This is a genomic window from Paraburkholderia sp. BR14312 (assembly GCF_040948675.1).
Taxonomy (GTDB): Bacteria; Pseudomonadota; Gammaproteobacteria; order Burkholderiales; family Burkholderiaceae; genus Paraburkholderia; species Paraburkholderia nodosa_A.
This window is the reverse complement of record NZ_JBFPKI010000010.1, coordinates 46,063-72,449: the sequence shown is the minus strand read 5'-3', so window position 1 is coordinate 72,449 and position 26,387 is coordinate 46,063. Positions and strand designations below refer to the sequence as shown.

The 26,387-nt window shown below is 65.7% G+C and carries 23 protein-coding genes; 7 read left to right on the top strand and 16 right to left on the bottom strand.

What is annotated here, in order from left to right:
- Positions 1 to 107: 107 nt before the first annotated feature.
- Complete coding sequence (locus AB3X98_RS26525; RefSeq protein WP_368603777.1) at positions 108 to 1,541, top strand: ATP-binding protein; 1,434 nt, start codon at positions 108 to 110, stop codon at positions 1,539 to 1,541.
- Between the two features lie 18 nt (positions 1,542 to 1,559).
- Complete coding sequence (locus AB3X98_RS26520; RefSeq protein ID WP_069264661.1) at positions 1,560 to 2,102, top strand: response regulator transcription factor; 543 nt, start codon at positions 1,560 to 1,562, stop codon at positions 2,100 to 2,102.
- Between the two features lie 68 nt (positions 2,103 to 2,170).
- On the opposite strand, the gene hslU is transcribed toward AB3X98_RS26520, so the two are convergent.
- From hslU to AB3X98_RS26475, 9 genes are all read right to left on the bottom strand, one after another.
- Positions 2,171 to 3,520, bottom strand: coding sequence for an ATP-dependent protease ATPase subunit HslU (gene hslU, locus AB3X98_RS26515; RefSeq protein ID WP_069264664.1), 1,350 nt, complete (start codon positions 3,518 to 3,520; stop codon positions 2,171 to 2,173).
- Between the two features lie 36 nt (positions 3,521 to 3,556).
- A complete protein-coding gene (hslV, locus tag AB3X98_RS26510; RefSeq protein ID WP_238465739.1) occupies positions 3,557 to 4,093 on the bottom strand; it encodes an ATP-dependent protease subunit HslV in 537 nt (178 codons plus the stop codon).
- Positions 4,094 to 4,431: 338 nt separating this feature from the next.
- The gene (dksA, locus tag AB3X98_RS26505) at positions 4,432 to 4,851 is read right to left on the bottom strand and encodes an RNA polymerase-binding protein DksA (protein WP_028203189.1); all 420 of its coding nucleotides are present in this window, start codon (positions 4,849 to 4,851) and stop codon (positions 4,432 to 4,434) included.
- 592 nt (positions 4,852 to 5,443) lie between these two features.
- Complete coding sequence (locus tag AB3X98_RS26500) at positions 5,444 to 6,541, bottom strand: GTP-binding protein (RefSeq protein ID WP_368603813.1); 1,098 nt, start codon at positions 6,539 to 6,541, stop codon at positions 5,444 to 5,446.
- Between the two features lie 221 nt (positions 6,542 to 6,762).
- Complete coding sequence (locus AB3X98_RS26495) at positions 6,763 to 7,977, bottom strand: class I SAM-dependent rRNA methyltransferase (RefSeq protein WP_342949113.1); 1,215 nt, start codon at positions 7,975 to 7,977, stop codon at positions 6,763 to 6,765.
- A 63-nt stretch (positions 7,978 to 8,040) separates the two neighbouring features.
- On the bottom strand, positions 8,041 to 8,943 hold the full coding sequence (gene xerC / locus AB3X98_RS26490) for a tyrosine recombinase XerC (protein ID WP_368603814.1): 903 nt from the start codon (positions 8,941 to 8,943) through the stop codon (positions 8,041 to 8,043).
- A 57-nt stretch (positions 8,944 to 9,000) separates the two neighbouring features.
- A complete protein-coding gene (locus AB3X98_RS26485) occupies positions 9,001 to 9,684 on the bottom strand; it encodes a DUF484 family protein (RefSeq protein WP_368603778.1) in 684 nt (227 codons plus the stop codon).
- Between the two features lie 130 nt (positions 9,685 to 9,814).
- Positions 9,815 to 10,681, bottom strand: a complete 867-nt coding sequence (gene dapF, locus AB3X98_RS26480; protein WP_069264675.1) for a diaminopimelate epimerase — start codon at positions 10,679 to 10,681, stop codon at positions 9,815 to 9,817.
- Positions 10,682 to 10,739: 58 nt separating this feature from the next.
- Positions 10,740 to 11,627, bottom strand: coding sequence for a lipid A biosynthesis lauroyl acyltransferase (locus tag AB3X98_RS26475; protein WP_069264677.1), 888 nt, complete (start codon positions 11,625 to 11,627; stop codon positions 10,740 to 10,742).
- A gap of 272 nt (positions 11,628 to 11,899) precedes the next feature.
- On the opposite strand from AB3X98_RS26475, the gene metK reads away from it, so the two are divergent.
- Positions 11,900 to 13,090 (top strand): methionine adenosyltransferase, encoded by a 1,191-nt coding sequence (gene metK, locus AB3X98_RS26470; RefSeq protein ID WP_368603779.1) that lies wholly within the window; start codon positions 11,900 to 11,902, stop codon positions 13,088 to 13,090.
- A 125-nt stretch (positions 13,091 to 13,215) separates the two neighbouring features.
- Here metK and AB3X98_RS26465 read toward each other — a convergent pair whose 3' ends face one another.
- Positions 13,216 to 13,584: a hypothetical protein gene (locus tag AB3X98_RS26465; protein WP_069264679.1), complete on the bottom strand. Its 369-nt coding sequence runs from the start codon at positions 13,582 to 13,584 to the stop codon at positions 13,216 to 13,218.
- Positions 13,585 to 14,109: 525 nt separating this feature from the next.
- Here AB3X98_RS26465 and AB3X98_RS26460 point away from each other — a divergent pair.
- Entirely contained in the window at positions 14,110 to 14,871 is a 762-nt protein-coding gene (locus tag AB3X98_RS26460) for a phytanoyl-CoA dioxygenase family protein (RefSeq protein ID WP_368603780.1), read from the top strand.
- 22 nt (positions 14,872 to 14,893) lie between these two features.
- Here AB3X98_RS26460 and AB3X98_RS26455 read toward each other — a convergent pair whose 3' ends face one another.
- Positions 14,894 to 15,100, bottom strand: coding sequence for a DUF3185 family protein (locus tag AB3X98_RS26455; RefSeq protein WP_069264683.1), 207 nt, complete (start codon positions 15,098 to 15,100; stop codon positions 14,894 to 14,896).
- A 234-nt stretch (positions 15,101 to 15,334) separates the two neighbouring features.
- On the opposite strand from AB3X98_RS26455, the gene mgrA reads away from it, so the two are divergent.
- Both mgrA and AB3X98_RS26445 read left to right on the top strand, forming a co-directional pair.
- On the top strand, positions 15,335 to 16,378 hold the full coding sequence (mgrA, locus tag AB3X98_RS26450; RefSeq protein ID WP_368603781.1) for an L-glyceraldehyde 3-phosphate reductase: 1,044 nt from the start codon (positions 15,335 to 15,337) through the stop codon (positions 16,376 to 16,378).
- Between the two features lie 169 nt (positions 16,379 to 16,547).
- Positions 16,548 to 17,576 (top strand): fatty acid desaturase, encoded by a 1,029-nt coding sequence (locus tag AB3X98_RS26445; RefSeq protein ID WP_368603782.1) that lies wholly within the window; start codon positions 16,548 to 16,550, stop codon positions 17,574 to 17,576.
- Positions 17,577 to 17,706: 130 nt separating this feature from the next.
- Here the strand turns inward: AB3X98_RS26445 and AB3X98_RS26440 are convergent, their stop codons facing one another.
- The 5 genes from AB3X98_RS26440 to AB3X98_RS26420 all read right to left on the bottom strand — a co-directional run bounded on the left by AB3X98_RS26440 (position 17,707) and on the right by AB3X98_RS26420 (position 25,621).
- On the bottom strand, positions 17,707 to 17,892 hold the full coding sequence (locus tag AB3X98_RS26440; RefSeq protein WP_028203177.1) for a hypothetical protein: 186 nt from the start codon (positions 17,890 to 17,892) through the stop codon (positions 17,707 to 17,709).
- 374 nt (positions 17,893 to 18,266) lie between these two features.
- On the bottom strand, positions 18,267 to 19,508 hold the full coding sequence (locus AB3X98_RS26435) for an MFS transporter (RefSeq protein ID WP_368603783.1): 1,242 nt from the start codon (positions 19,506 to 19,508) through the stop codon (positions 18,267 to 18,269).
- 104 nt (positions 19,509 to 19,612) lie between these two features.
- On the bottom strand, positions 19,613 to 21,169 hold the full coding sequence (locus tag AB3X98_RS26430; protein WP_368603784.1) for an efflux transporter outer membrane subunit: 1,557 nt from the start codon (positions 21,167 to 21,169) through the stop codon (positions 19,613 to 19,615).
- Positions 21,166 to 22,428, bottom strand: coding sequence for an efflux RND transporter periplasmic adaptor subunit (locus tag AB3X98_RS26425; protein WP_342949622.1), 1,263 nt, complete (start codon positions 22,426 to 22,428; stop codon positions 21,166 to 21,168). The genes AB3X98_RS26430 and AB3X98_RS26425 overlap by 4 nt, the downstream gene beginning before the upstream one ends.
- 10 nt (positions 22,429 to 22,438) lie before the next feature.
- Positions 22,439 to 25,621: an efflux RND transporter permease subunit gene (locus AB3X98_RS26420; RefSeq protein WP_069265226.1), complete on the bottom strand. Its 3,183-nt coding sequence runs from the start codon at positions 25,619 to 25,621 to the stop codon at positions 22,439 to 22,441.
- Between the two features lie 547 nt (positions 25,622 to 26,168).
- Here AB3X98_RS26420 and AB3X98_RS26415 point away from each other — a divergent pair.
- Entirely contained in the window at positions 26,169 to 26,381 is a 213-nt protein-coding gene (locus AB3X98_RS26415) for a hypothetical protein (protein ID WP_069265225.1), read from the top strand.
- The last annotated feature ends 6 nt before the right edge of the window (positions 26,382 to 26,387 follow it).

Genomic DNA, 26,387 nt, shown 5'->3' with positions numbered 1-26,387 from the left:
TGCTTGTCAGAAAGCGCCGAAGCAAAAGTGGTCGGCGGATGACATGGATTGAAGCAAACCCTTTCAAGATGATGAATCAGATAAGTCTTAACCGGTAAACTGACAGCATGCATCGCATAACCGTCAGTGCTCGCGTCAATCTCAGCCATCTGTTCTGGCTGCGCAGTCTCGCCATCATCGGCCAGCTCTGCACGATCGCGTTCGTGCAACTCTTCATCGGCGTGCAGTTGCCGTTGCCCGCCATGCTGTTCGTGATCGCCATGGAAGTGGCGTTCAACGGCGTGACCTGGCTGCGCGTCACGCAGGATCGTCCCGAATCGAATCTCGAACTGTTCGGCCAGCTCTGGGTCGATCTCGGCGCGCTTTCCGCGCTGCTCTTTCTCTCCGGCGGCACGACCAATCCGTTCGTCTCGCTCTACCTGCCCTCGCTCGCCATCGCGGCCGCCGTCTTGCCGTGGTATCTCACCGCCTGGCTCGCGGCCTTCGCAGTGGCCTGCTACGTGCTGCTCGGCTTCGATAACGTGCCGCTCAATCTCGACAATCCCGCCAACCTGTTCGACTACTATCGCGCGGGCATGTGGGTGAACTTCATGGTGAGCGTGTGCCTGATCGTGTGGTTCGTCGCGCGCATGTCGCGTGCGCTGCGCCAGCGCGACACCGCGCTCGGCGACGCGCAGCAGCGCCTGTTGCGCGACGAGCGTGCCGTGGCGCTGGGCGTGCAGGCCGCCACCGTGGCGCACGAGATCGGCACGCCGCTCTCGACCATCGCCATGCTCACCGAGGAGCTGCGCGACGTCGCGCGCACGGACAAGGGCCTCGAACCGTATGCCCCCGACCTCGAACTGCTCGACAAGCAGATCTCGCTTTGCACCTCGGCGCTCGCACGACTCAGAAGCCGCGCCTCATCCACCGGCGCGCGCCAGCTCGTGAGCGAATGGCTCGGGCCGTTCGTCGAGCAATGGCGCCTGCGCCATCCGCACGTGAAGTTCGAACTCCTCGACAATGGACTGAACGACTTCGCCCTCGACGACACCGTCGCCGTTGGCCAGATCCTCACCATCCTGCTCGACAACGCCGCGCGCGCCAGCCGCGATTTCGTGACGCTGCGCGCCTATGCGGCCGCGCGGGCTGGCTACATCGATTTCGAAGTTTGCGATGCCGGGCCCGGCATTCCGTCCTCGCTGCGCGCCTCGCTGGGCGCCGCGCCCGTGGACAGCACCCAGGGCGGTCACGGCGTCGGGCTGTATCTGGCGTTTTCGTCGGCGGCGCGGCTTGGCGGCTCGATCGAACTCAACGACGTCACGCCGCCCGGCAGCGCGTCGGGCGAAGTGAGCGGCGCGGATGACGAGACGTCGACCGGCGCCGTAACCGGCAGCGGCACGCGCACGCGCCGTCCACGCGGCACCCGTGCGGTGCTGCGCTTGCCGGCGAAGCAGGTCAAGGCGGGTCAGGCGAACCCCGCGGCGGCGCGCGAAGGCGCAGCGCCCGCGAGTTCGGAGATTGGATCAGGCGAGGGGCCGACCCGGTCCGACGCCGCGTAACAACACGGAGAATCAGGCATGAGCGATATGAGTTTTCTGGTCATCGACGACGACGAAGTGTTCTCCGACATCCTCACGCGCGGCCTCACGCGGCGCGGCTTCGAGGTGAAGCAGGCACACAATGCGGAAGAGGCGATTCGCTTCGCCAATCAGCAGAAGTTCTCGCAGATCACCGTGGACCTGCATCTCGGCAACGACTCGGGCCTGTCACTCATCGCGCCGCTGCGCGAACTGCAGCCGGACGCACGCATGCTCGTGCTCACGGGCTACGCAAGCATCGCCACAGCGGTGCAGGCCGTGAAGGACGGCGCGGACAACTATCTGGCCAAGCCCGCCAACGTCGAGATGATTCTCTCGGCACTCCAAAGCGATGCGAGCGCCGTGCAGGCCGAAGAGGCCATCGAGCACCCGGCGCCGCTCTCGGTCGCGCGCCTCGAATGGGAGCACATCCAGCGCGTGCTGGCCGAGCACAACGGCAACATCTCGGCCACGGCGCGCGCGCTCAACATGCACCGCCGCACGCTGCAGCGCAAGCTCGCGAAGCGCCCGGTGCGCCAGTAAGCACAGTCCGGAACGGTAAAAGAAAAGGGACCCCGCGGAGTCCCTTTTTCATGCGTCATGCGTAACGTTTAGAGCACGTAACGCGACAGGTCTTCGTCCTGCGCCACTTCGCCGAGCGCGCGGTCGACATAGGCAGCGTCGATCGTCACGCTCTTGCCCGCGTGATTGCCGGCCGCGAACGAGACATCTTCCAGCAGCTTCTCGATCACCGTGTACAGACGGCGCGCGCCGATGTTCTCGGTCTTCTCGTTCACGGAGAAGGCGATTTCCGCGAGGCGGCGAATCCCGTCTTCGGCGAAATCGAGCTGCACGTCCTCGGTGGCGAGGAGCGCCTGATACTGCTTCACGAGGCTCGCGTCGGTCGCGACCAGAATCGCTTCGAAGTCCTTCACGGAGAGCGAGTCGAGTTCCACACGAATCGGGAAACGGCCCTGCAGTTCGGGAATCAGATCGCTCGGCTTCGAAAGATGGAACGCGCCGCTCGCGATGAACAGAATGTGATCGGTCTTCACCATCCCGTATTTCGTGTTGATGGTCGTGCCTTCCACGAGCGGCAGCAGATCGCGCTGCACGCCCTGACGCGAAACTTCGCCACCGCTGCCTTCGTTGTTGCGCGAGGCGATCTTGTCGATTTCGTCGAGGAACACGATGCCGTTCTGCTCGACGTTCTGCACGGCCTTTTGCTTGACCTCTTCGTCGTTGAGCATCTTGCCGGCTTCCTCGTCGGTCAGCAGCTTGAGCGCTTCCTTGACCTTCACTTTGCGGCGCGTTTTCTTGCCGCCGCCGAGATTGGCGAACATCGAGCGGATCTGCTCGGTCATGTCTTCCATGCCCGGCGGCCCCATGATGTCCATGCCCACTTGCGGCTGCTCGACGTCCAGCTCGATTTCCTTGTCGTCGAGCTGGCCTTCGCGCAGGCGCTTGCGGAAGGTCTGGCGCGTCGTGTTGTCGCCGCTTTCGGCGTGGCTCGCCGCATCGGACGAACCGAAACCTACCGGGCGTGCCGTCGGCAGCAGGATGTCGAGAATGCGGTCTTCGGCCTGATCCGTGGCCTTGCTGCGCACCTTGCGCATTTCCGTTTCGCGCGTCTGCTTCACCGAGATTTCGATGAGGTCGCGCACGATGCTGTCCACGTCGCGGCCCACGTAGCCCACTTCGGTGAACTTGGTCGCTTCGATCTTGATGAACGGCGCGTCAGCGAGCTTCGCGAGACGACGCGCGATTTCGGTCTTGCCGACACCCGTCGGCCCGATCATAAGGATGTTCTTCGGCGTGATTTCCTGGCGCAGCGGCTCGGCGACCTGCTGGCGGCGCCAGCGGTTGCGCAGCGCGACGGCCACGGCCTTCTTCGCGTTCGCCTGGCCGATGATGTGCTTGTCGAGTTCCGAGACGATCTCGGCGGGGGTCATGGTGCTCATCCTGATTCCTTCTCGTCGGTACGGTCGGTTGGCGAGTTATTCGATGGTTTCGATCACGCGGTTGTGATTCGTGTAGATACACATGTCGCCCGCGATTTCGAGCGATTTTTCGACGATCTCGCGCGGCGAGAGTTCGGTGTTCTCCACGAGCGCGCGGGCCGCGGCCTGCGCATACGCGCCGCCCGAACCGATCGCGCAGATGCCTTCTTCGGGATCGAGCACGTCGCCGTTGCCGGTGATCACGAGCGTGGTGGTCGCGTCGGCGGCGATCAGCATGGCTTCGAGGCGGCGCAGCATGCGGTCGGTGCGCCAGTCCTTGGCGAGTTCGACGGCGGCACGCGTGAGGTTGCCCTGATGCTTTTCGAGCTTGGCTTCGAAGCGGTCGAGCAGCGAGAACGCGTCGGCGGTGCCGCCGGCGAAGCCGACCATGACCTTGCCGCCGTAAATGCGCCGGACCTTCTTCGCGCCACCCTTCATGACGATGTTGCCGAGGGTGACCTGGCCGTCGCCGCCGAGCGCGACCTTGTCGCCGCGCCGCACGGATACGATCGTCGTGCCGTGAAATTGCTCCATGTGCGTTCCTTTTTACCGTTGATGCCGGGTTGGATGCGAAGGTGGTGTGCCGCCGCTTTCGGGTGGGCGCCGCGGTGCTCGCGCGCCGTGCATGCTGCGGGCGCCGCCGCCCTGAATCCGGGTGCGTCGCGCGCGCTTCTCGCGCGCCGCGAGCGCATATCACCTGGAGTTTAGGGCGGCGATGGGCATATCAAGGGCCGCGGGCGCAGAAAACGGCACGGCGGCTCGGTGGCGCCGCGGCCACGCGCAAAAGAAAAAAGCGCACGGGGCTCCGTGCGCTTCGACAGGGAAGGCAAGTCGCTAGCCGCGCAAGCAGGGCTTCGCGGCCAGAATAAAGCTCAATCGCCGAACAGCTTCTGGCGCAGTTCGCGTCGCTCTTGCGCTTCGAGCGAGAGCGTGGCGGTCGGGCGCGCGAGCAGACGCGGGATGCCGATCGGCTCGCCCGTTTCTTCACACCAGCCGTAGTCGCCGGAATCGATGCGCGCGAGCGATTGCTGCACCTTCTTGAGCAGCTTGCGTTCGCGGTCGCGCGTACGCAGCTCGAGCGCATGCTCTTCTTCGATCGTCGCGCGGTCGGCCGGATCGGGAACGATCACGGTTTCGCGCAGATTCTCGGTGGTCTGGCCCGCATTGCGGAGGATTTCCGCCTGCAGCTGTTCGAGCCGGTTCTTGAAGAAGGCGAGCTGATCCTCGTTCATGTAATCCTTGTCGCTCATCTTCAGGATTTCGGCTTCGGTCAAGAGTCGTTTCGTCGTCATCTGGCTTGCTTCTTCAATGAGTGAGGCAAAACTGGCACATCTTGCCTGCACTTTTGTGTTGCCCGCAGTGGCCGCGGTGGCCGTTACCAACCTTTACCACTTTGCCAGGCGCAGTTACCGCGCCGTTATATGCGCGCTGGCGGGCACGGACGATGAACTGTCGTGACGCCCGAAGCGCCGCTGCGGGGCCGAACTCCTCTGGAAACCGGTCATCAGATGCTTGTGAGGCATATATCGTACCGACTGCGCGCTGCGACGCGATGCGCTGCCGGCGGGGCGTCCCTCGGGAATTCCGGGGCACCTCTCTTCCAGTGGGGCCGTATTGTAACCGAACCGCAAACTCGCGCCGCAAGCGGGAAATCCCTGCTGTCACCCGCCTGTCGCCAGGCCGTTTGCGCACCGGTCGATATCCAGAAAATATAACGCGCCAATCGTGAAAAAGCGATGGTCGGGTACGTTATTTGACGCACAGAACCGGAAGGAATGCTTTGCGCCGGCCGCAAACGTGGCGCCGGCGCTGCGTCGCAGTGCAAACTCCAGACGAAAACGCCCGGCAGCGGGCCGGGCGTATCGGGAAAAGCGGGGGAGCCGCTCAGGCGAGGCAGGCGTCGAGCCCGTCGGTGATGAGGTCCTGCGGCAGTTCGATGCCGATGAACACCATCTTGCTGCCCTTCTTCTCGATCGGCAGCCACTTGGCGGCCAGGTCGCTGCCCATCATCTGGTGCACGCCCTGGAACACCACCTTGCGGTCCACGCCCTTCATGTAGAGCACGCCCTTGTAGCGCAACAGGCGCTCGCCGTAGATCTGCAGAATGCCGCCGAGGAAGTCTTCGAGGCGGTTCGGATCGAACGGACGGTCGCTGCGGTAGACGAACGACTTGATCTTGTCGTCGTGGTGCGCGTGATGGTGGTGGGCGTGATCGTGGCCTTCGTGGTCGCACTGGCCGTGATCGTGGTCGCAATCAGCGTGGTCATGGTCATGCGCGTGGTCATGGTCATGGTCATGGTCATGATCGTGATGCGCATGAGCGTGATCGTCTTCGGCGAGGAAGTCGGGGTCGATTTCGAGCTTCGCGTTCAGGTTGAAGCCGCGCAGGTCGAACACTTCCTTGATGTCGGCCTCGCCGAAATTGACCTGGCGGATCTGCGCCTTCGGATTCATGTGCAGCACGCGATGGCGCAGATCGGCGAGTTCATTCTCGTCGACGAGGTCGGCCTTCGTGATGAAGAGGCGGTCGGCGAAACCGACCTGGCGCTGCACCACTTCGTGCTCGTCGAGCTGATGGTTGCCGTGCTTGGCGTCCACGAGCGTGATGATCGCGTCGAGCAGGAATTCGTCGGCGATCTCGTTATCCATGAAGAACGTCTGCGCGACCGGGCCCGGATTGGCGAGGCCGGTGGTTTCGATCACCACGCGGTCGAAGTCCAGCTTGCCGTCGCGCTTTTGCTGCGCGAGATCGCCGAGCACGCGCGCGAGGTCGCCGCGAATCGTGCAGCAGATGCAGCCGTTGCTCATCTGGATGATCTGCTCGGTGCTGTCCTGCACGAGGATTTCGTTGTCGATGTTCTCTTCGCCGAACTCGTTCTCGATCACGGCGATCTTCATGCCGTGCTTTTCGTTCAGGATGCGCTTGAGCAGCGTGGTTTTACCGCTGCCGAGAAAGCCGGTCAGGATGGTGACGGGAATCATGCTGGTTGCCATGCTGTCTGCCTGGTAGGTGTTCGAGGGGTACGTTCAGGCGCGCCGCTTCGTGCTGTCGCTGCCTTCGAGTGTTACAACATAACTTCCTATTGAAACATATCTGCGCCGCGCCCGCATGCGGCGGCCGGGCGTGAGACCCAATCGGGGCGCGAACAGGCGGCCCGAAAGGCGTTCCGGCGCGGCGCAGAAAAGCCTCAAGTAAGGCCGTCTCAGGCGATTTGCAACAGCAGGCCTTTCAGATATTCGCCTTCCGGGAATGCCGTGAGCAGCGGATGATCCACACCGGCGCCAAGGCGCTTGAGGATACGCGCGTCCACCCTGGCGTCGGCGGCGGCGCCGGCCACGATCTTCTGGAACAGCGCCGAATCGATCGCACCCGAGCACGAGTACGTGAACAGCAGACCGCCCGGACGCAGCAGCTTGAAACCCGTGAGGTTGATGTCCTTGTAGGCGCGCGCGGCGCGGTCCACGTGCTCGCGCGAGGCCGCGAACTTGGGCGGATCGAGCACCACGAGATCGAAGCGCTCGCCATCGTCGTAGAGCCGGCGCAGCGTCTTGAAGGCATCGGCGTCGAGCCAGGCGGCGCGCGCGGCGTCGAAGCCGTTCGCCTCGACGTTTTTCTGCGCGGTGGCGAGTGCTTCGCCCGAGGAATCGATCGACACCACCCGTTTCGCACCGCCCTTCATGGCCGCGAGCGAGAAGCCGCCGGTGTAGCAGAAGCAGTTGAGCACCTCGCGCTCGCGCGCGTACGTCTGCACGAGCGCGCGGTTGTCGCGCTGATCCACGTAGAAGCCGGTCTTGTGCCCGTTGCGCACGTCCACGTGATAGCGCACGCCGTTCTCGCTCGTGATGATCGTGGCCGGCGGTTCGTCGCCTGCGAGCAGGCCCGTGATCTGTTCGAGCCCTTCCTTTTCGCGGATCGACACGTCCGAGCGCTCGTAGACGTTCGGGCAGCCCGTGGCCGACGTGAGCGCGGCGACGATCGCCTCCTTCCACGCCTCGACGCCCGCCGCCATGAACTGGCACACGAGCTGGCCGCGGCCGCTTTGTGCAACATCCCCGCCGTCTTCGATGTAGTAGTCGACGATCAGGCCAGGCAGGCCGTCGGCCTCGCCGAAGATCAGGCGCACCGCGCCCGTGCCGCTCACCATCGCGCGGCGGTCGGCCACGGCGCGCTGCACGCGTCGCTTGAAGAACGCGTGGTCGATGGGCTCGTTTTCGTCGAAGCTCCACACGCGTGCGCGAATCTGCGAATGCGGGCTGTAGGCGGCGCGCCCGAGGAAGCGGCCGTCGGCCGAGCGCACGATCACGGTCGCGCCTGGCGCGGGCTTGCCTTCCACGCGGTCGATCGCGTTCGCATAGACCCACGGATGGCGGCGCAGCAGGGATTTTTCTTTGGACGGCTTGAGGGTGACGATATTCATGATGGCTTCGATGCTGGGTAACGGCACTCGTGTCGCGCAGCGTTGCACGAGCGCCGTGGCGTATCAATCGCGCTTCTTGGCGCGTGGATGCGCGGTGTCGTAGACCTTCGCGAGATGCTGAAAGTCGAGCGACGTGTAGACCTGGGTTGCCGAGATGCTCGCGTGGCCGAGCAGTTCCTGCACGGCGCGCAGGTCGCCGCTCGACTGCAACAGGTGGGTGGCGAACGAGTGCCGCAGCACGTGCGGGTGCACGTTCGCGGGAATGCCCGCCGCGATGGCGGCGCGCTTCACGCGCTCGCGCACCACGCCGGGCGCCATGCGGTTGCCGCGCACGGAGAGAAAAAGCGGGGCGTCGTCGTGCTTCACGAAGGCGCTGCGGGCGGCGAGCCAGGCGTCGAGCGCGTCGAGCGCCTTGCGCCCGACCGGCACCATGCGGTGACGGTTGCCCTTGCCCAAGACCTCGACTTCGGCGGCGTCGCGCTTGAGCCAGCCCGCCGATTCGTAGCCGTCACGCTTGACGTAACGCACGTCGAGTCCCACGAGTTCGGCGAGCCGCAGCCCCGACGAGTAGAACAGCTCGAGCATCGCGCGGTCGCGCAACGCCTCGGGGCCGCCTTCCTCTGTGCCGGCGACGGCAGGCGCTTCCATGAGATGCGCGGCGTCGTCGACGGAAAGCGCCTTCGGCAGCGTTTTGGCGCGCTTGGGCGCACGCACGGCGGCCACGGGATTCGCGTCCATTTCGATGCGCCCCGCGAGCCAGCGATAGAAGGCGCGCCAGGCCGACAGCCGGTGCGCGATCGAGCGCGCCGAGAGGCCGCCCGCGTGCGCGCGCGCCACCGCGCCGCGCACTTGCGCGGCGGTGACCGTTTCGAGCGGCTTGTCGCTCGCGAGCTTCTTCAGCTCGTCGAGTTCATGCGCGTAGCCGCGCAGCGTGTGCTCCGAGAGCCGCCGCTCGTGTTCGAGCATCGCGAGATAGTCGGCGATCGGATCGGTTGGGTTCACGTTGGGCGGCTTCGGTGTGCGTCAGTGCGGCAGCAGGCGCGAGAGCGCCGCGCTCGCCAATGCACCGATCTGCGTGAGAAAGTCGGTGGCCATGCCTTCGTGGAAGCGGCGCGAGTCGGGCGAGCCCATCACCAGCAGGCCGAAAGCTTCGCCCCCTGGCGCGTCGTTCGAGGCCACAGCGGGGGCGCGCAGCGCGATGATCGCGACCGATTCGGCGGCGCCTTCACTCGAGTCGAGCCATTGCGCGGCCTCGAAGCCGGTGTTCGCGCCGCAATACGGCGTGTCGAGACTGTTCGCGAAGATACGCACTTCCTCGCCGGTATGGCGCGCGAAATCGGCCTGGCTGTAGGACTCGGCAACGTCCCAGACGCGCAGCGCGGCTTGCGGCATGTCGAACACGTCGCGCAGGTTCTGCGTGATCGAGCGCGGCAGCGCGTACGGGTCGCGCTCGGCGATCATGCGCGTGGTCCAGCGGTTGAACTTCGCGGCGATCGAATCGTTCTCGTGGCCGTAGCGCAGCAGCTCAGAAAGACGCCGCTCGAGATGCTTGTTCTTCTCGCGCAGCATTTCCATCTGGCGCTCCTGCAGCGAGACGGCAGCCTTGCCGTGCGGATTGCCTAGCTTGATCGTCGCGAGCAGTTCGGCGTGCTCAACGAAAAAATCGGGGTGGGCGAGCAGATAGTCGGCAACTTCGCGATCGTTCATGTTGTGGACGCGTTGTAGTTGTGAGGCGCGCACGGCGGCGCGCAGTCTGTCATGCGGTTGATTGTTTTCGAGTAGTCGTGCGGCGCGACGTTCTCTCGTTGCGCGCGCCGTACGAGGCCGATGTTGCGTGTCAGTCGGCCAGCTCGATCTCGCCTTCGAACACCGTGGCGGCCGGGCCCGCCATGGTGAGCGCGGCGGATTCGTCGCGCGCGCCGTCCCAGGCGATCGTCAGCAGGCCGCCGTGGGTATGCACCTTCACGGGCGTGTCGAGCAGCCCGCGGCGAATGCCCGCCGCCACGGCCGCGCATGCGCCCGTGCCGCACGCGAGCGTTTCGCCCGCGCCGCGCTCGAATACGCGCAGCTTCACTTCGTGGCGCGAAACGATCTGCATGAAACCGGCATTCACCTTGTTCGGGAAGCGCGCATGCGTTTCGATGACCGCGCCTTCGGCTTTCACCGGGTACGCCTCGACGTCGTCGACGACCTGCACCGCGTGCGGATTGCCCATCGAGACGACCGACACCCAGCGCCGGGCGCCGTTCACGTCGAGCGGCCAGAGCGTGTCGTTGCCTTCGCGGCGGCCTTCCAGGCCGTTCGCGTTGAACGGCACGTGCGCCGGCTCGAACTCCGGGCGGTCCATGTCGACGACGACTTCACCGTTTTCCTGCACGACGAGCGTGATCGTGCCCTTCTGCACCTGCACGCGCACGCGATTCGAATCGGTGAGCTTGCGGTCGCGCACGAATTTCACGAAGCAGCGCGCGCCGTTGCCGCAGTGCTCCACCTCGCCGCCGTCGCAATTGAAGATGCGATAGCGGAAGTCGACGCCTTCCACGGTCGGCTTCTCGACCAGCAGCAACTGGTCCGCGCCGATGCCGAAGTGGCGATCGGCGAGCGCGCGCACACGCTCGGGCGTGAGCGCGAGGTCCTGGCTGTAGCCGTCGAGCACGACGAAGTCGTTGCCCGCGCCGTGCATCTTGGTGAATTTGAGTTTCATGCCGTCATTGTAAGCGAGGCCCGGGCGAAAACCCGGGCCCGGGTCGTGTGCGCAACGCTCAGTGATAGACGCTCGGCTCGCCTGGCGGCCGCGTCTTGAAGCGCTTGTGGACCCAGTAATACTGCTCGGGAATATGCGGAATCTGCTCTTCGAGGAAAGCGTTCATGCGGCGCGCGTCGAGATCGTCGTCGCCGGTCGGATAATTTTCCCAAGGTTTGAACACTTTCAGCCGATAACCCTTGTAATTGGGCAACACCTCGCCGATGAACGGTACCACCTGCGCATGACCCACCTTCGCCAGACGTCCCACCGCAGTGAGCGTGCAAGCCGGCACGCCGAAGAAGGGCACGAACGTGGAATTGCGCATGCCGTAGTCCATGTCGGCGCCGAGCATCACGGGCTTCTTGTCGCGCAGCCAGCGCAGCACGGCGCGCGCGCTGTCCGCGCGGCTCACCATTTCCGCGCCGAAACGGCTGCGTCCCGCCTTGGCCGCGGCTTCGAATTCCGGGTTCGAGAACGGCTGGTAGAGCGAGCCGCACGGCCGGTGCAGCGAATAGTTCAGAAACATGGAGCCCGCCTCGATGCCCACGAAATGCAGGCCGAGAAAGAGCGTCGGCGGCAGGTTCGGATCGGTGAGATCGATCTCGCTGTCGAGTTCGACGATCTTTTCGAGCTTCTTCGCCGAGGCGAACCATTGCACGCTGCGCTCCATGTAGCTGCGAATGGCGTGGCGAAAGTGCAGCCCCGCCACTTCCTCGCGCTTTTCGTCGCTCCATTCGGGGAAGCACAGGCGCAGATTCGTATGAACGACGCGCTTGCGCCGGCTCGGGATCTTGTAGAGCAGCCAGCCGAGGCCGTCGCCCAGACGCGCGACGAAGCCATAGGGCAGGATCGCGAACAGCTTGAGCAGGCCGATGGCGAAACGGGAGCCGAGTTTGCCTATCATGCGGCAACTCCGCTGCAGGGCTTGCGAACTGTGAAGGGGACGATGAGCGGCACGCGGGAGAGACTCTGCGACAATTTAAGGAAGTCGCTATAATAAGGGCTTCGCCGAGTTAATAGACAACTTGCGGGGCGAAGCCGGTGGGCTGTGAACTGCGCGTAATCGAACGCGAATCATGGCAACTGGGCAGCAATTCCGCTAAAGCGTCGCCGCTTCAAAGCTCCCGAAGCTGGCTACGTGAACTCAACCGTCACCAGCTACAAGGAGCTAGACACGTGGCAAACGACTATTTCTTCACCTCCGAATCCGTCTCCGAAGGCCATCCGGACAAGGTCGCCGACCAGATCTCGGACGCGATCCTCGACGCCATCCTCACGCAGGACAAGTACTCGCGCGTTGCAGCGGAAACGCTGTGCAACACGGGTCTCGTCGTGCTGGCCGGTGAAATCACCACGACGGCCAACGTCGACTACATCCAGGTCGCGCGCGACACCATCAAGCGCATCGGCTACGACAACACCGACTACGGCATCGACTACCGCGGCTGCGCGGTGCTCGTCGCTTACGACAAGCAGTCGCCGGACATCGCCCAGGGCGTGGACCGCGCGCACGACAACAACCTCGACCAGGGCGCCGGCGACCAGGGCCTGATGTTCGGCTATGCGTGCGACGAAACGCCCGAGCTGATGCCGTTGCCGATCCACCTGTCGCACCGTCTGGTCGAGCGCCAGTCGAACCTGCGCCGCGACGGCCGTCTGCCCTGGCTGCGTCCGGATGCGAAGTCGCAGGTCACGATCCGCTACGTCGACGGCCGGCCGCACGCCATCGACACCGTCGTGCTCTCCACGCAGCACTCGCCGGACATCGACCTCGGCACGCTGCGCGAAGCCGTGATCGAAGAAGTCATCAAGCCGGTGCTGCCGGCCGAGTTGATCAAGGGCGACATCAAGTTCCTCGTGAACCCGACCGGTCGCTTCGTGATCGGCGGCCCGCAGGGCGATTGCGGTCTCACGGGCCGCAAGATCATCGTCGATACGTACGGCGGCGCAGCCCCGCACGGCGGCGGTGCGTTCTCGGGCAAGGATCCGTCGAAGGTGGACCGCTCGGCAGCCTACGCCGGCCGTTATGTCGCGAAGAACATCGTGGCCGCCGGCCTCGCGTCGCGCTGCCTGATTCAGGTGTCGTACGCCATCGGCGTGGCCGAGCCGACCTCGGTCATGGTCAACACGTTCGGCACCGGCAAGGTTTCGGACGCGACGATCACGAAGCTCGTGCGCGAACACTTCGACCTGCGTCCGAAGGGCATCATCCAGATGCTCGACCTGCTGCGCCCGATCTACGAAAAGACCGCCGCTTATGGCCACTTCGGCCGTGAAGAGCCGGAATTCTCGTGGGAAGCGACCGACAAGGCGCTGATTCTGGCCGAAGCCGCCGGCACGGAGCCGGTGAGCGCAGCCGTCGCGTAAGCGTTCGCATAAGCCGGCCTCGCGCCGGCTCGAGTGAAGCAAGCGAAGAAAAACCCCGCAGGGCGCAAGCCCGTGCGGGGTTTTTTGTTTTCTGCGGATCGCGCGGCGTGGGTCGCGCGCGGGTCTCAGCGCATCGCGAAGCCGAACCAGCCCGCACTGCTCGCGGCCATCCGGCGCGGCTTGCGTGTGCTGCGCGCCACATGAACCGTGGAAGGCGCGGCGAGCGTGCGCAGCGGTGCATTTGGACGATACAGCAGCGTGCGCAGCGAGAAGTGACGCGAGCCCGAGCGCATGCGCAGCACGGCGAAGAACGAGTGGAACCAGCTGCGCATGCCGTCGACGGGCTTCGCTTCGCGCACTTGTTGCGTGAGCGCGCGGGTGCGGGCGGCATGGTGTCGCAGTGCGCGCACGAGGTGACGGCGGGCTGGGCGTGCCGCTTTCAGGGCAGTGTGGGCGGCGTGGGTCATGCGTTGAGTATCGAAGAGGGTATGCATGGCGGTTGAGCAATCGGGTTCGAGGTGCGCCTTGCGCGACGCTTTGCATCGAGCAGCAAACGTGCCTGTCTTTCAGGGCGTCACGATGTCGGTGGACGGGAGACGGGCCGCATGGCGCGGCGTAGGACGCGACGCGACGGATTCTTCTGTTGGAGCACCTTGTGTGGCAAGGCGTTCACGGCGATCCGTCCGTGCGATGAGAATTCGGCGAAGTCGAACAACATCGCGACAGGCTACACGCGAATCGTGACCGCAAAAAGTCGGTTAATACCCGGCCCTGCGCGTCTTTGATGCAGACGATCCCGCCCTTTGTCTTCATCGCGGTGCGCGTGCGCCATTCGCGTGCGGGTCGATCCGCGGCGCGCATGGAGCCACTTCGTGTGAGCGCGTGGTCCTTCCCGCCGTGCCGGCACGCTTTACAATCGATGAGTCGGCGCGCGCCGACGCCTCAGCCTTATCGTTTGACGAAGCGACGAACGCAGGCTGCGGCCCTTGCTCGCATCGAGATCGCATAACGGAAGTCCCATGTCAGTCCATTCAAAGAAAGAACAGGTGCAGGCGCTGCGCGAGCGCGGCTTCGTGGTCGTGCCAGGGCTCGTTTCGCCCGAGCGCTGCGAGGCGATCAAGCGGGTTGCGCAGGAGCAGTTGCAGGCGGCTGCGGCGCCGCTCGAATTCGAAGCCGATTTGCGCTACCCCGGCGCGCCAGAATCGAAGGCCGCTCCCGGCGGCCACACGGTGCGGCGCCTGCTCGACGCCTACTCGCGCCACGCGCTGTATCGCGAATGGGCCACGTCGCCGGAAATCGCGGGGTGGATGGAGCTGTATTTCGGCGAGGAGCCGGTCCTCTCGCGCGCGCATCACAACTGCATGATGACGAAGCACCCGCACTACGGCAGCCTGACCGGCTGGCACCGCGACGTGCGCTACTGGTCGTTCGAGCGCGACGACCTCGTGTCGGTCTGGCTCGCGCTCGGGCCGGAGAAGATGGAAAACGGCGGCCTGTGGTTTGTGCCGGGCTCGCACGACGCGCCGTTAACTTCGGACAGGTTCGACACCGCGAAATTCTTCCGCGCCGACCTGCCGGAGAACAAGGCGTGGATCGATCGCGCCATCGCCCCGACGCTCGCCGCCGGCGATGTGGTCTTCTTCCACTGCAACACGCTGCATTCGGCGGGCCAGAACCAGAGCGATCAGGTGAAGTTTTCGCTCGTGTACACCTATCACGGCGCGAGCAACGTGCCGCTGCCGGGCACGCGCTCGGCGTCGAAGCCCGAGGTGAGGTTCTGAGGCGATGCAGCCGTGCTCTTCGTTAGCGCCGACGCCCCGACATCGCGAGCCCGGTGATGCCCGCGAGCGTCGCGGCGATGCCGCCCCCAATCAGGAGGATCGTGCGGTTGGTGGGCGCGCCGGTAAAGAGGCGCGACATGTCGTTCGCGAACGAATGGAGCGACTGGCCGCCGAAGTACAACAGGACGACGCCACAGGCGATGAGCGCGATCGAAATCGCTTTGGCCATGAACAACCTCTCGCAAAGGATGGACGCCGCAGTGTAGGCGAGCGGCCGCGGCGCGTCCAGGGTGCGGTTTTTTCACCGGCCTGACATGCGCTCTCCATCGCCTTTCCCGCATAGTGGGCATCTGCACGGCTTGGGCGGATTGGCTAACATAGCTGCCTCACGCGAGCGTCGCGCCTCACGGCACGTCGCGCCCATCCCTTCGCTTACTTCCCGTTTTCGCCGAGGATTCAGATCATGGCTTACGAAGCAGCCTCAGAACGCTATTCGGACATGCAGTACCGCTTTTGCGGCAAGTCGGGGCTCAAGCTGCCCGCGCTGTCGCTCGGTCTGTGGCACAACTTCGGCGACACCACGCCGATCTCGACCCAGCGCGATATCCTGCGCACCGCGTTCGATCTCGGCATCACGCACTTCGACCTCGCGAACAACTACGGGCCGCCGTACGGCAGTGCCGAAACTAACTTCGGCCGCATTTTCAAGGACGATTTCCGTCCTTACCGGGACGAACTGCTGATCTCGTCGAAGGCGGGTTGGGACATGTGGCCGGGCCCGTACGGCCAGGGCGGCGGCTCGCGCAAGTACGTGCTCGCGAGCCTCGATCAGAGCCTGCAGCGCATGGGCCTCGACTACGTCGACATCTTCTATTCGCACCGCTTCGACGTGGAAACGCCGCTCGAAGAGACGGCGGGCGCGCTGGCCACGGCCGTGCAGCAGGGCAAGGCGCTCTATGTCGGCATCTCGTCGTATTCGCCCGCGAAGACGCGCGAAATGGCGCGACTGCTCGCCGAATACAAGGTGCCGCTGCTCATTCACCAGCCGTCGTACAACATGCTCAACCGCTGGGTCGAGGAAGAACTGCTCGACACGCTCGAGGACCTGGGCACGGGCAGCATCGCGTTCACGCCGCTCGCGCAGGGCGTGCTCACGAACAAGTACCTGAACGGTGTGCCCGAAGACGCGCGCGTGAACCGTCCGGGCGGCGGCTCGCTCAAGAGCGAGCACCTGAGCGAGCAGAACATCGAGCACGTGCGCAAGCTCAACGACCTCGCGCTGCGCCGCGGCCAGAGCCTCGCGCAGATGGCGATCGCCTGGACGCTGCGCGGCGGCCGCGTGACCTCGGCGCTGATCGGCGCGAGCCGCGCGGAGCAGGTGCGCGAGAACGTCGCGGCGTTGAAGAACCTCGAGTTCTCGAATGAAGAACTCGCGGAGATCGACCGCTATGCGACCGAAGGCGGCGTGAACCTGTGGGAGAAGCCGTCGACCGATCAGCCCATCTGAGCGGCACGCTTCTGCCTGCTTGCCGGCGCAATGAACCGCCTCCTCGCGAGGCGGTTTTTTATGCGCGAACGATAGGCCTTACATCGGCCGTGGCCGCGCGGCGCGCCGTTCTTCGCTTTGTCATGTGGCCCTGCTAACGTCGCGGCAGCCTTTGCCGCGAGGAATCACCATGGAGTTCTTGAGCGCCGAAACTGAAGCGCTTTCCCCGTCCGCCGCCCGAGCTGAACCCGCCAGGCGGCCAACCCACTCGCCCCAGCCCGCGACGGCGGCTCGCACCAACGCCGCGCTGATCGCATTCGCGTTCACCGCGCTCTGCTACGAACTCGTCGGATTGCCGCTCTTGCTGGACGCAACGGGCGGCCCGACGCTCGCCTTGCTGGCGACGCTCGCCCCCGTCGTGCTCGCCACGCCGATCCACTGGGGCCTCATTCACGAAGGTATCCACGGACAGCTGGCGCGCGACCGGCGCGTGAACGAATGGCTCGCCCGCGCGCTCGCGATCGGTCTGGCGATGCCGTTCGACGCCGTGCGTTTCGGACACCTGATGCATCACCGCTTCACGCGCGAGCCGTTCGACCGCCCCGATGTGCACGACACGCACGGCGCGAGCGGCCCGCGCTGGCGTCGTCGCGTGGCGTACTACGGGCGGCTGATGGGTGGTCTCTACCTCGCCGAATTGCTGCTGCCGCTCTTGGCGTTCATGCCGGGGCGGCTCGCGCGCGCCATCATCGAGCGCGGGGTGGGCGCGCATGGCCGCGAAGGCGTGCAGGTGCAGCGGCTCTTCGCGAACCACGCCACCGATCCCGTGAGGCGCCGCGGCGCGCGGCGCGACTGGCTTGCGTCCCTCGCCCTCTATGCGGCTTCGTTCGCGCTCTACGGCAAGGCCTGGCCCGTGCTGCTCGCGGTGATGTATCTGCGCGGACTGTGGCTCTCGCTCGCCGACAACCTGCCGCACTACGGCGTCGCGCTCGACGAACCGGGTCGCGCGCGGGATTTTCGCGTGCCGCGTGCGCTGGGCGTGCTGCTGATGAATCACCATCTGCATCGCCAGCATCATCTGCGTCCGACGCTGCCGTGGACAGCGCTCCCCGCGCTAGCACACGCCGAAGAGGCCGCAGGCGCGTCTGCGCGAACGGGCTATCTGGCCGCTGCGTTGCGTCAGTTCAAGGGCTTGCAGCCGGGGGGCGATCCCGGCTGAGGAGGGGGCAAGCGAATGCCGCGCGTGCGCGCAAGCCGCGGCGCTTCGAGCCGCGAGCATTCCGCTTCGTCAGTTCGCGCGTCTGCGCATCGCGAGCCGCCGTGCGTATGAAGCGTACGCCAGACGTCCGCTACATCAGCGCCGGCAGTGTCTCGACGAGTGCAACGGCCGCGAGTACGCCGATCAGCGCGCCGATCACGCGCAGCGTGTTGTGTCTGAATTCCGTTGCGCACGGCACTGCGCCAAGAAAGAGCGCGCCAGCGAGGGCCATCGGGATGATCATCACGAAATCGCCGATCGTGAAATAACCTTCCATGCTTGTCTCCTGTCGATCCGGAGTGAGTGCTTCAGCACTGACTCCGGTCCCATGCAGGGGTTGCGTATCGTATGGGCGACGAAGGCTCGCAGTGGTTGTCGTTCTCGTCGCCATGCCGATGGCATGGCGCTGCGGCCCCGGGCCTGAAATCGAGTATAGGTGAGGCCGGCGAGCGCGGCGGCACGCGTGAGCGCCGCGAGGCTTTCCGTGAATCTCCTGTCGCGCCGCAAAAGCCCGCCAGAGGCGGAGTTCCGCTGCGGTGCGATGCGCGCGGCGCGCAAATCGCCAGTCGTCTGAATATTACGGACGCCTTTCGATTGCGGTGGCCCGCGGCACACAGAGGCGCGGGTGCGAACGTTGCATGCCGCGCGGGCTCAGGCCGCTCCGGCGCGCTCGCGCGCGCGCAAGGTGAGCGCGAGTGCTAGGCCCACGACCAGCAGCACGATCACGAGGCCGGCCACGCCGCCCCAGCCTGCCCCGGCCCAGAAGTGTCCGCCGATCGAACCCATCACGCTCGACCCGAGGTAGTAGGCGAGCAGGTAAAGCGCAGCCGCCTGGCCCTTCGCTTCGCGCGCGAGGCGCCCAACCCAGCCGCTTGCTACTGCGTGCCCCGCGAAGAAGCCGATGGTCAGGCAGGCGATGCCCGCGGCAATCGCCGTGAGCGGCGCGAACAGCGTGAGCACGACGCCCGTGAGCATCAGCGCGAGACTGGCGATCAGCACGCGGCCGCGCCCGAACGTGTCGGCCATGCGGCCCGACCACGGCGAGGCGACCACGCCCGTCAGGTAGACGAGGAAGATCGCGCCGATGGCCGCCTGGCTCATGTGATAAGGCGCCGCGATCAACCGGTAGCCGATGTAGTTGTAGAGCGTGACGAAGCTGCCCATCAGCACGAAGCCCATCACGAACAGCATGGGCAGACCCGGCCGCGCGAAATGGCGCAGCAGCGCCGCGCGGTGATGCGCGAAACCGAGGCCGCTCTTCGGCGCGAAGTGGCGCGAGGGCGGCAGCAGCGAGCGAAACGCGAACATGGAGGCGAGCCCGAGCACGCCAATCACGGCCACGGCCGCACGCCAGCCGAACAGATCGGTGACGATGCCCGTGATCACGCGCCCCGCCATGCCGCCGATAGCCGTGCCGCCGACGTAGAGGCCCATCGAGAGACCGAGACCGTCCGGGTGCATTTCCTCGGCGAGCCAGGCCATGGCCACCGCGGGCACGCCGCCGAGCGCGATGCCCAGCAGCGTGCGCAGCACGAGCAGCTCATGCCAGTGCGGCACGAAGGCGGTGGCGAGCGCGAGCAGCGACGAGGCGCACAGCGATGCGGTCATCATGCCGCGCCGGCTCCAGCCTTCGGAGACGAAGCCCGCGACGAAGATCGCAGCGGCAAGCGCGGCCGTGGTGAACGAGAGCGAGAGGCTGCTCTGCGCGGGGCTCACGCCGAAGGTCTGGGAGAACGCGGGCAGGAGCGGCTGCACGCAGTAGAGAAGCGAAAAGGTGGCGTAGCCGGCGAACAGCAGCGCGAGGCTTGCGCGCCAGAATGCGGGGGTGCCGCGTTCGATGTACGGAACGGCGGAGGGCGCGGAAGTGCGCGGGGCGCCCGGTGATGCAGTCACGACAGGATCTCCAGCAATATGGCAAAGGCGCAACGATACGCCTGTTGGGCAAATGGCGTTGTCGAGCGCCGCAGGCCGGGTGCCTGGCGTGACCGCGCGGCCGTTTAGCCCGGAGCGCGCGAGGCGCCTGGCTGCGCGCTGCGAGCGGCGGCCGGCGCAGCGCCTTGCGGCCCGCTGGCGGGCTGCGCTTTGTGCGCGTCGTCCGGGTGGACCAGCGCCGCGTCGCTCGGCAAGTCCGCCGCGTTCCAGCCGCCGCCGAGCGCCTTCACGAGCGCGACGCTCGCCGCCATGCGCCGGCGCGAGATCGCCACGGCCTGGCGTTCGTTGGTGAGCGCCGTGGTTTGCGCGACCACCACGTCGAGATAGGTGATCGCACCGCCCAGATAGCGATTGTTGATGGTGACGAGCGTGCGCTGCGCGGCATCCACCGCGCGGTCCTGGGCGTTCGCCTCCTGCTCCAGCACGCGCAGCGCCGCGAGGTTGTCCTCGACCTCGCCGAAGGCGTCGAGCACTGTCTGGCGATATTGCGCGACGTTCTCGTCGTACTGCGCGCGCGCTTCGTTGCGCACCGCCTCGCGCCCGCCGAAGTCGATCAGCGTGCCCGCGAGCGTCGGCCCGAGCGACCAGAAGCGCGCGGGCGCGACGAGCCACTGGCTGAAGTTGGTCGCCTCCAGGCCGCCCGTGACCGCGAGCATGAGGTTCGGGAAGAACGCCGCCGTCGCCACGCCCACCTGCGCGTTCGCGGCGGCCACACGGCGCTCGGCGGCCGCGATGTCGGGGCGCCGTTCGAGCAGCGTCGACGGCACGCCCGGCGGGCTCGCGATCGCGCGCACCGCGTAGGCTTCCTTCGGCGCGGCAGCGAGCGTGAACGTGGAAGGCGACTGTCCGGTCAGGATGGCGATGGCGTGCTCGAGCTGCGCGCGCTGCACGCCGAGATCGATCGCCTGCGCCTCGGTGGTCTGCAGCTGCGTTTGCGCCTGGCCCACGTCGGCGTCGGTGGCGATGCCGCCCGCGTAGCGGTTCTGCGTGAGTTCGAGCGATTCGCGGTAGGCCTTGATCGTGTCGTCGAGCAATTGCCGTTCGCGGTCGATGCCGCGCAGCTCGAAGTAGTCGGTCGCGAGTTCGGCCTGCATGGAGAGCAGCACGGCCTGCATGTCGGCGGCGCTCGCCTGTGCGTTCGCCCTGGCGGCCTCGACGTTGCGCGCGACGCGGCCCCAGATATCGGGCTCCCATGTGGCGTCGATGCCCACGGAGTAGTCGTTGATCGTTTGACCGGCCTTCGACGTGTACAGGAGATTCCGCGAGGTGCGGTAGCGCGAGAAGTCGCCGCTCGCCGTCACGAGCGGGAAAAAGCTGGAGCGCTGCTGCGCGACGTTCGCGCGCGCCGCGCGAAAGTGCGCCTGCGCGGCCTGCACGTTCTGGTTCGCGCCTTCGACCTGGGCTTCGAGCGCGTCGAGCGTGGCGTCCTCGTAGATCGTCCACCACGCGCCGCGCGAGGCGCTATCGGCGGGCTGCGCAATCGTCCAGCCCGTGCCTTCGAGTTCCTTGAACGTCGCGGCCACGGGCATGGTGGGGCGCACGTAGTCGGGGCCCACCTTGCAGCCGCCGAGCGCCGCAAGCATGGCCAACGCGCACAGTCGAATCCGCGCGTGCTTCATCATTCGCCCTGCGCCTGCGCGCTGTTGCCCATGTTCCTGCCCGCGCCACTCGCACCGCTCGCGCCATGCGCCGCATCGGCCTCGTGCTCGCCGTGCGGCTGCACGATGCGCACCGGCGTGCCGTCGACGATCGCGTCCTGCGGATTGACGATCACGCGCTCGTCGCCGGAGAGCCCCGCCGCTACCGCCACCCGCGTGCCGAAGTCGGTGCCGAGCGTCACATTCACGAGCTTCACGCGATCTTGCGCATCGACAGTCGCCACCTTCACGCCGTCGGGGCGGAACAGGAACGCGTTGCCGGGCAGCGTGATCGGCGTGGCCGAACCGTCGAGCGCGAAGTGGACCTGCGCGTAGGCGCCGGGCAACAGTTCGCCGCTGCGGTTGTCCACATCGACTTCGACCAGCATCGTGCGCTGCTGCGCATCGACGGCACCCGCCGTGCGCGCGACGATGCCGGGAAAGTGCTTGCCCTGCTCTTCGTTGAGCGTGAGATACGCATGCTGCTGCACGCGGATCTGCTGCGCGTAAGCCTGCGGCACGTTCGCGTACACGCGCAGACGGTCGGCCTGCGCAAGATGGAACAGCTCCTTTTGCGAGGTGCCGCCGTTGCCCGCGTCGATGAGTGCGCCCACGTCCACGTTGCGCGCCGTGACGATGCCGTCGAAGGGCGCCGTCACGCGTTCGTACGACTGCAGCTGCGAGAGCCGTGAGACGTTGAAGCGCGCGGAGTCGAGCGTGGCCTTTTTCGCGAGCATGTCGCCGACTTTTTCATCGGTGTCCTGTTTCGCCACCGAGCGTGTTTGCAGCATCTGCGTCCAGCGGTCGGCCGTGGTTTTCGCGAGCGCGTAGTTCGCTTCGGCATTGGCGAGATCGGCGCGCGCGGCGCGCAACTGGTCGTCCACTTCGGGCGCGTCGATTTCGGCGAGCAACTGGCCCGCCTTCACGTGCGCGCCGATGTCGAAGTACCACTTGCGCAGATAGCCGCTCGTGCGCGCGTAGATCGGCGTGTCGAGAAACGCCTGCACGTTGCCGGGCAGCACGAGGTCGAGCGCGCGCGTCGAGCGCTGCGGCGTGACGACCTGCACGGTCAGCGTGCTCGCGCTTTTTGCCTCGCGTTCGAGCGCCGCATGCGCGCTATGGCGCGACCAGATACCCTGCGCCGCGAGGCCGAGCACGATGAGCGCGGCGAGCACAAGGGGCCAGCGCCGCGATCGATGACGCGACGGCTCTTGCGGCGATGGCGTTTGCGAATGATTCGTCATGACAGGGTATTCATGATTTGGGCACCACGTTTTCACTGGCGCGCTGGCGGCGCTCGCCGAGCTTGCGGTAGATGAGCGAGAACACCACGGGGACGAAGATCAGCGTGGCGAGCGTGCCCACCGCGAGGCCACCGATCACGGCGCGCCCGAGCGGTGCGTTCTGCTCGCCGCCTTCGCCCAGGCCGATGGCCATCGGCACCATGCCGATCACCATGGCGAGCGCGGTCATGAGCACGGGGCGAAAGCGCGTGTAGCCCGCTTCGATCGCGGCACGCGCCGCGTCGCCGTGCAGGCGCAACTGCTCGCGCGCGAAGCTGATGACGAGAATGGAGTTCGCCGTGGCGATGCCGATACACATGATCGCGCCCGTGAGCGCGGGAATGGACAGCGTGGTGTGCGTGAGGAACAGCATCCAGACGATGCCCGCGAGCGCGCCCGGCAGCGCCGTAATGATGATGAACGGATCGAGCCACGACTGGAAGTTCACGACGATCAGCAGATACACGAGCACGATCGCGAAGACGAGCCCGCCGAACAGTCCGGAGAACGAATCGTTCATCGTCTGCACCTGGCCGCGCAGCTTGATGCTCGACGTCTTCGGCAGTTCGCCGCGCGTCTGGTCGACGATCTTCGCGATGTCGTCGGAAACGGCGCCCAGGTCGCGCCCGTCGGCGGTGCCGTAAATGTCGATGGTGGTCTGCGCGTTGTAGTGCGTGACCACCGCGTCGCCCGAGATGCGCTGCATGCTCGCGAGAGAGCCGAGTATGTTGCTGCGCCCGTTCGCGGTGAGTGGAATGTTGGCGAGCGATTGCAGCGAATCGATCGTGTATTGCGGGGCTTCGGTGACGACGTTGTAGCTCACGCCGTTGATCGGGTTGAGCCAGAACGTGGGGGTGGTCTGCTGGCTGCCCGAGAGTGTGATGAGCAGGTCGCTCGCCACGTCCTTCTGCGTGAAGCCCGCCTGCTGCGCGCGCGTGCGGTCCACGTCGATGAAGATGCGCGGCAGGTCCGCGGGCTGCTGGATGCGCGCGTCGACGAAACCGGGCACGCCGCGCAACCGAGCGAGCAGCTTCGCCGCGAACGCGCGGTTGCCGGCCACGTCGCGCCCGACGATCTGCACATCGATGGGCGAGGGCATGCCGAAGTTCAGCGTCTGGCTCACGATATCGGCGGGCAGGAAGGCGAACTGCACGCCCGGAAACTCGTCGTTGAGCGTGTGCCGCAGGAGGCGCACGTAACCGGCGGTCGGGTGATGGTCCTCGTTCAGCGAGATCAGCACGTCCGCGTCGGACGTGCCGATGGTGCCCGTGTTGCTGTACGAGAGGTTGATGCCCGAGACCGGCAGGCCGATGTTGTCGATGATCGAATGCAGCTCACCCGGCGGAATCAGCGTGCGCACGCGCTTGTCGATACGGTCGACGAGCACGGCGGTTTCTTCCACACGCATACCGGTCTTCGCGCGCACGTGCAGCGCGATGGTGCCCGCATCGACCTGCGGAAAGAAGTCGCGCCCGAGGAATGGCATGAGCAGCAACGACGCGCCACAGCAGGCGAGAAACGCCACCACGAACCACACGGGATGCTTCACGCGCGCCGTGAGAAACCCGCGATAGCGCTCGCGCAGCCCCTCGAAGCCGCGCTCGAACGCGAGGTGCACGCGCATGAACGGATTGCGCGTCGCGCCATGCGTGTGATGCAGGTCGGCGGCCTTGCGATGGTGGCGCATCAGGTACTTCGCGAGCGTTGGAACGAGCGTACGCGAGAAGAAGTACGACGCCAGCATCGCAAACACCACGGCTTCCGCGAGCGGAATGAAGAGGTAATGCGCCACGCCCGTGAGCAGGAACATCGGCACGAACACGATGCAGATGGAGAGCGTGGAGACGAGCGTGGGGATCGCGATCTGATGCGCGCCGTCGAGAATCGCCTGTTCCAGCGTCTTGCCTTGCTCCAGTTGCTGGCTGATGTTCTCGATCGCGACCGTTGCGTCGTCAACCAGAATGCCGACCGCGAGCGCGAGCCCGCCCAGCGTCATGATGTTGATGGTCTCGCCGAGCGCCGCGAGAACGATGACCGAGGTGATCATCGACAGCGGAATCGAGATCGCGATGATGAGCGTGGCGCGCCAGTTGCCGAGAAACAGCAGGATCATGAGTGCCGTTAGCGCGGCGGCGATGAGCGCTTCGCGCAGCACGCCCTGCACGGAGGCGCGCACGAACAGCGACTGGTCGGCGACCGGATCGATATTGAGCGACGGTGGCACGAGATTGCGCAGCGTCGGCATCATTTCCTTGATGCGATCGACGATCTCCAGCGTCGACGTGTTGCCGCTCTTGTTGATGGTGAGAAGTGAGGCGCGCTGTCCGTCCACGCGCACGATATTGGTTTGCGGCACATAGCCGTCGCGCACGTGCGCCACGTCGCGGATGTAGATCGTGCCGCTCTCCGTGGTTTTCACGGGAATGTCGTTCAGGCCCGCTAAGCTCTCGGGGCTTGCATTCATCGTCACCGAATATTCGGTTGCGCCGATTTTGGCCGTGCCCGAAGGCAGGATGAGGTTTTGCGCGCTGATCGCGTTCACCACGTCCATGGGCGAGAGATTGTGCTGCTGCAGCGCGCGCTGGTTGATGTCGACCATGATCTGCCGCTGCTTGCCGCCATAGGGCAGCGGCGCGGAGGCACCCGGCACGGTCGCAAGCTGCGTCTTCAGGAAGTTGTTACCGTAGTCGAACAGTTCCTGCTCGGTCAGCTGCGGCGATGAAAGCGACAGGCGCAGGATCGGCACCGTCGAGGCGTTGTAGCGCAGGATGAACGGCGGCTGGATGCCGGGCGGCAGCGAGCGCAACTGCGCCTGTGACAGCGCCGTGACTTCGGCGAGCGCTTCCTGGATATTGGCATGCGGCTGGAAGAAGATCTTCACGACCGCAATGCCATTCAGCGACGTCGATTCGGTGTGCTCGATATCGTTCACCGCCACGGAAAGGCCGCGCTCGTAGTTGAGCACGATGCGCTTTTCCATCTCGTCGGCGGGCAGACCCGTGTAGGTCCAGATCACCGAGAGCACCGGAATGTCGATGTTCGGGAAGATGTCCGTGGGCGTGCGCAGGATCGTCAGCGGCCCGACAATCAAAAGCAGCAACGCGAGCACGACGAACGTGTACGGGCGCTTGAGCGCGAGTCGAACGATCCACATGGAACGGCGGGTTCCTTCGCTGGTGGCGGAGTCTGGCTCGCGCGGCTGGTCTGGCCGCGGTGGCGAGCGTTCAGGTTATCGGTATCGTGGCCGGCTGTTGTGGCGCGCGTGCGGTCTTTGCCTGTGCTGCGCCGGGCCTTTGTGGTGCACGGTTGGGACAGGACTATAGCGCCACTCACCTTGCATCAGCGTACTTTTTCAGGGACTGCCCTAGCAAGGTCGCGAAGAATGGGGTTTACCATCTGTTACAGTCAGGTTTTCGTAAGATGCGTGAGCGAAGCGGGGCGGGGCTGTGGCGGCACGAGGCGCCAAATGCATGCCGCCGTTGATACACCCCCCTATTTTTTCGCTTTGCTCGCGCGCTCAAACAGGCAACAATGGGGTTGCCAAGGGTCCGGCCGTGCTTAAGCGCGCGGCGAGAGCGGGTCGCCCGAGGCGGGTTTGGATGCGCGCGCAACTGATCGTGCGCATCGGTTTTTTTGTCAGCATGCCGACCGGACTTCCTTCGAGGGAGCCGGCGAAGGTAGCGAGGTAACGGGGAAACATCATGCAAATCGGTTCTATTGTCCGTTCCGTTCATATCGCGGTGCCACAGGGTGCGCGCGGCATCGTGATGCGCATTCTCGGCGACATGGCGATGGTGACGTGGTATGCCGGGGAGCCCGGCACGTCGGCGCAGCTCAATACCGAGCCCTTTTTTCTCGAAGATCTGATCGATACGGGCGAGCACGTCATGCCCGCCGGCGCGCAGATCCACTGAGTCTGG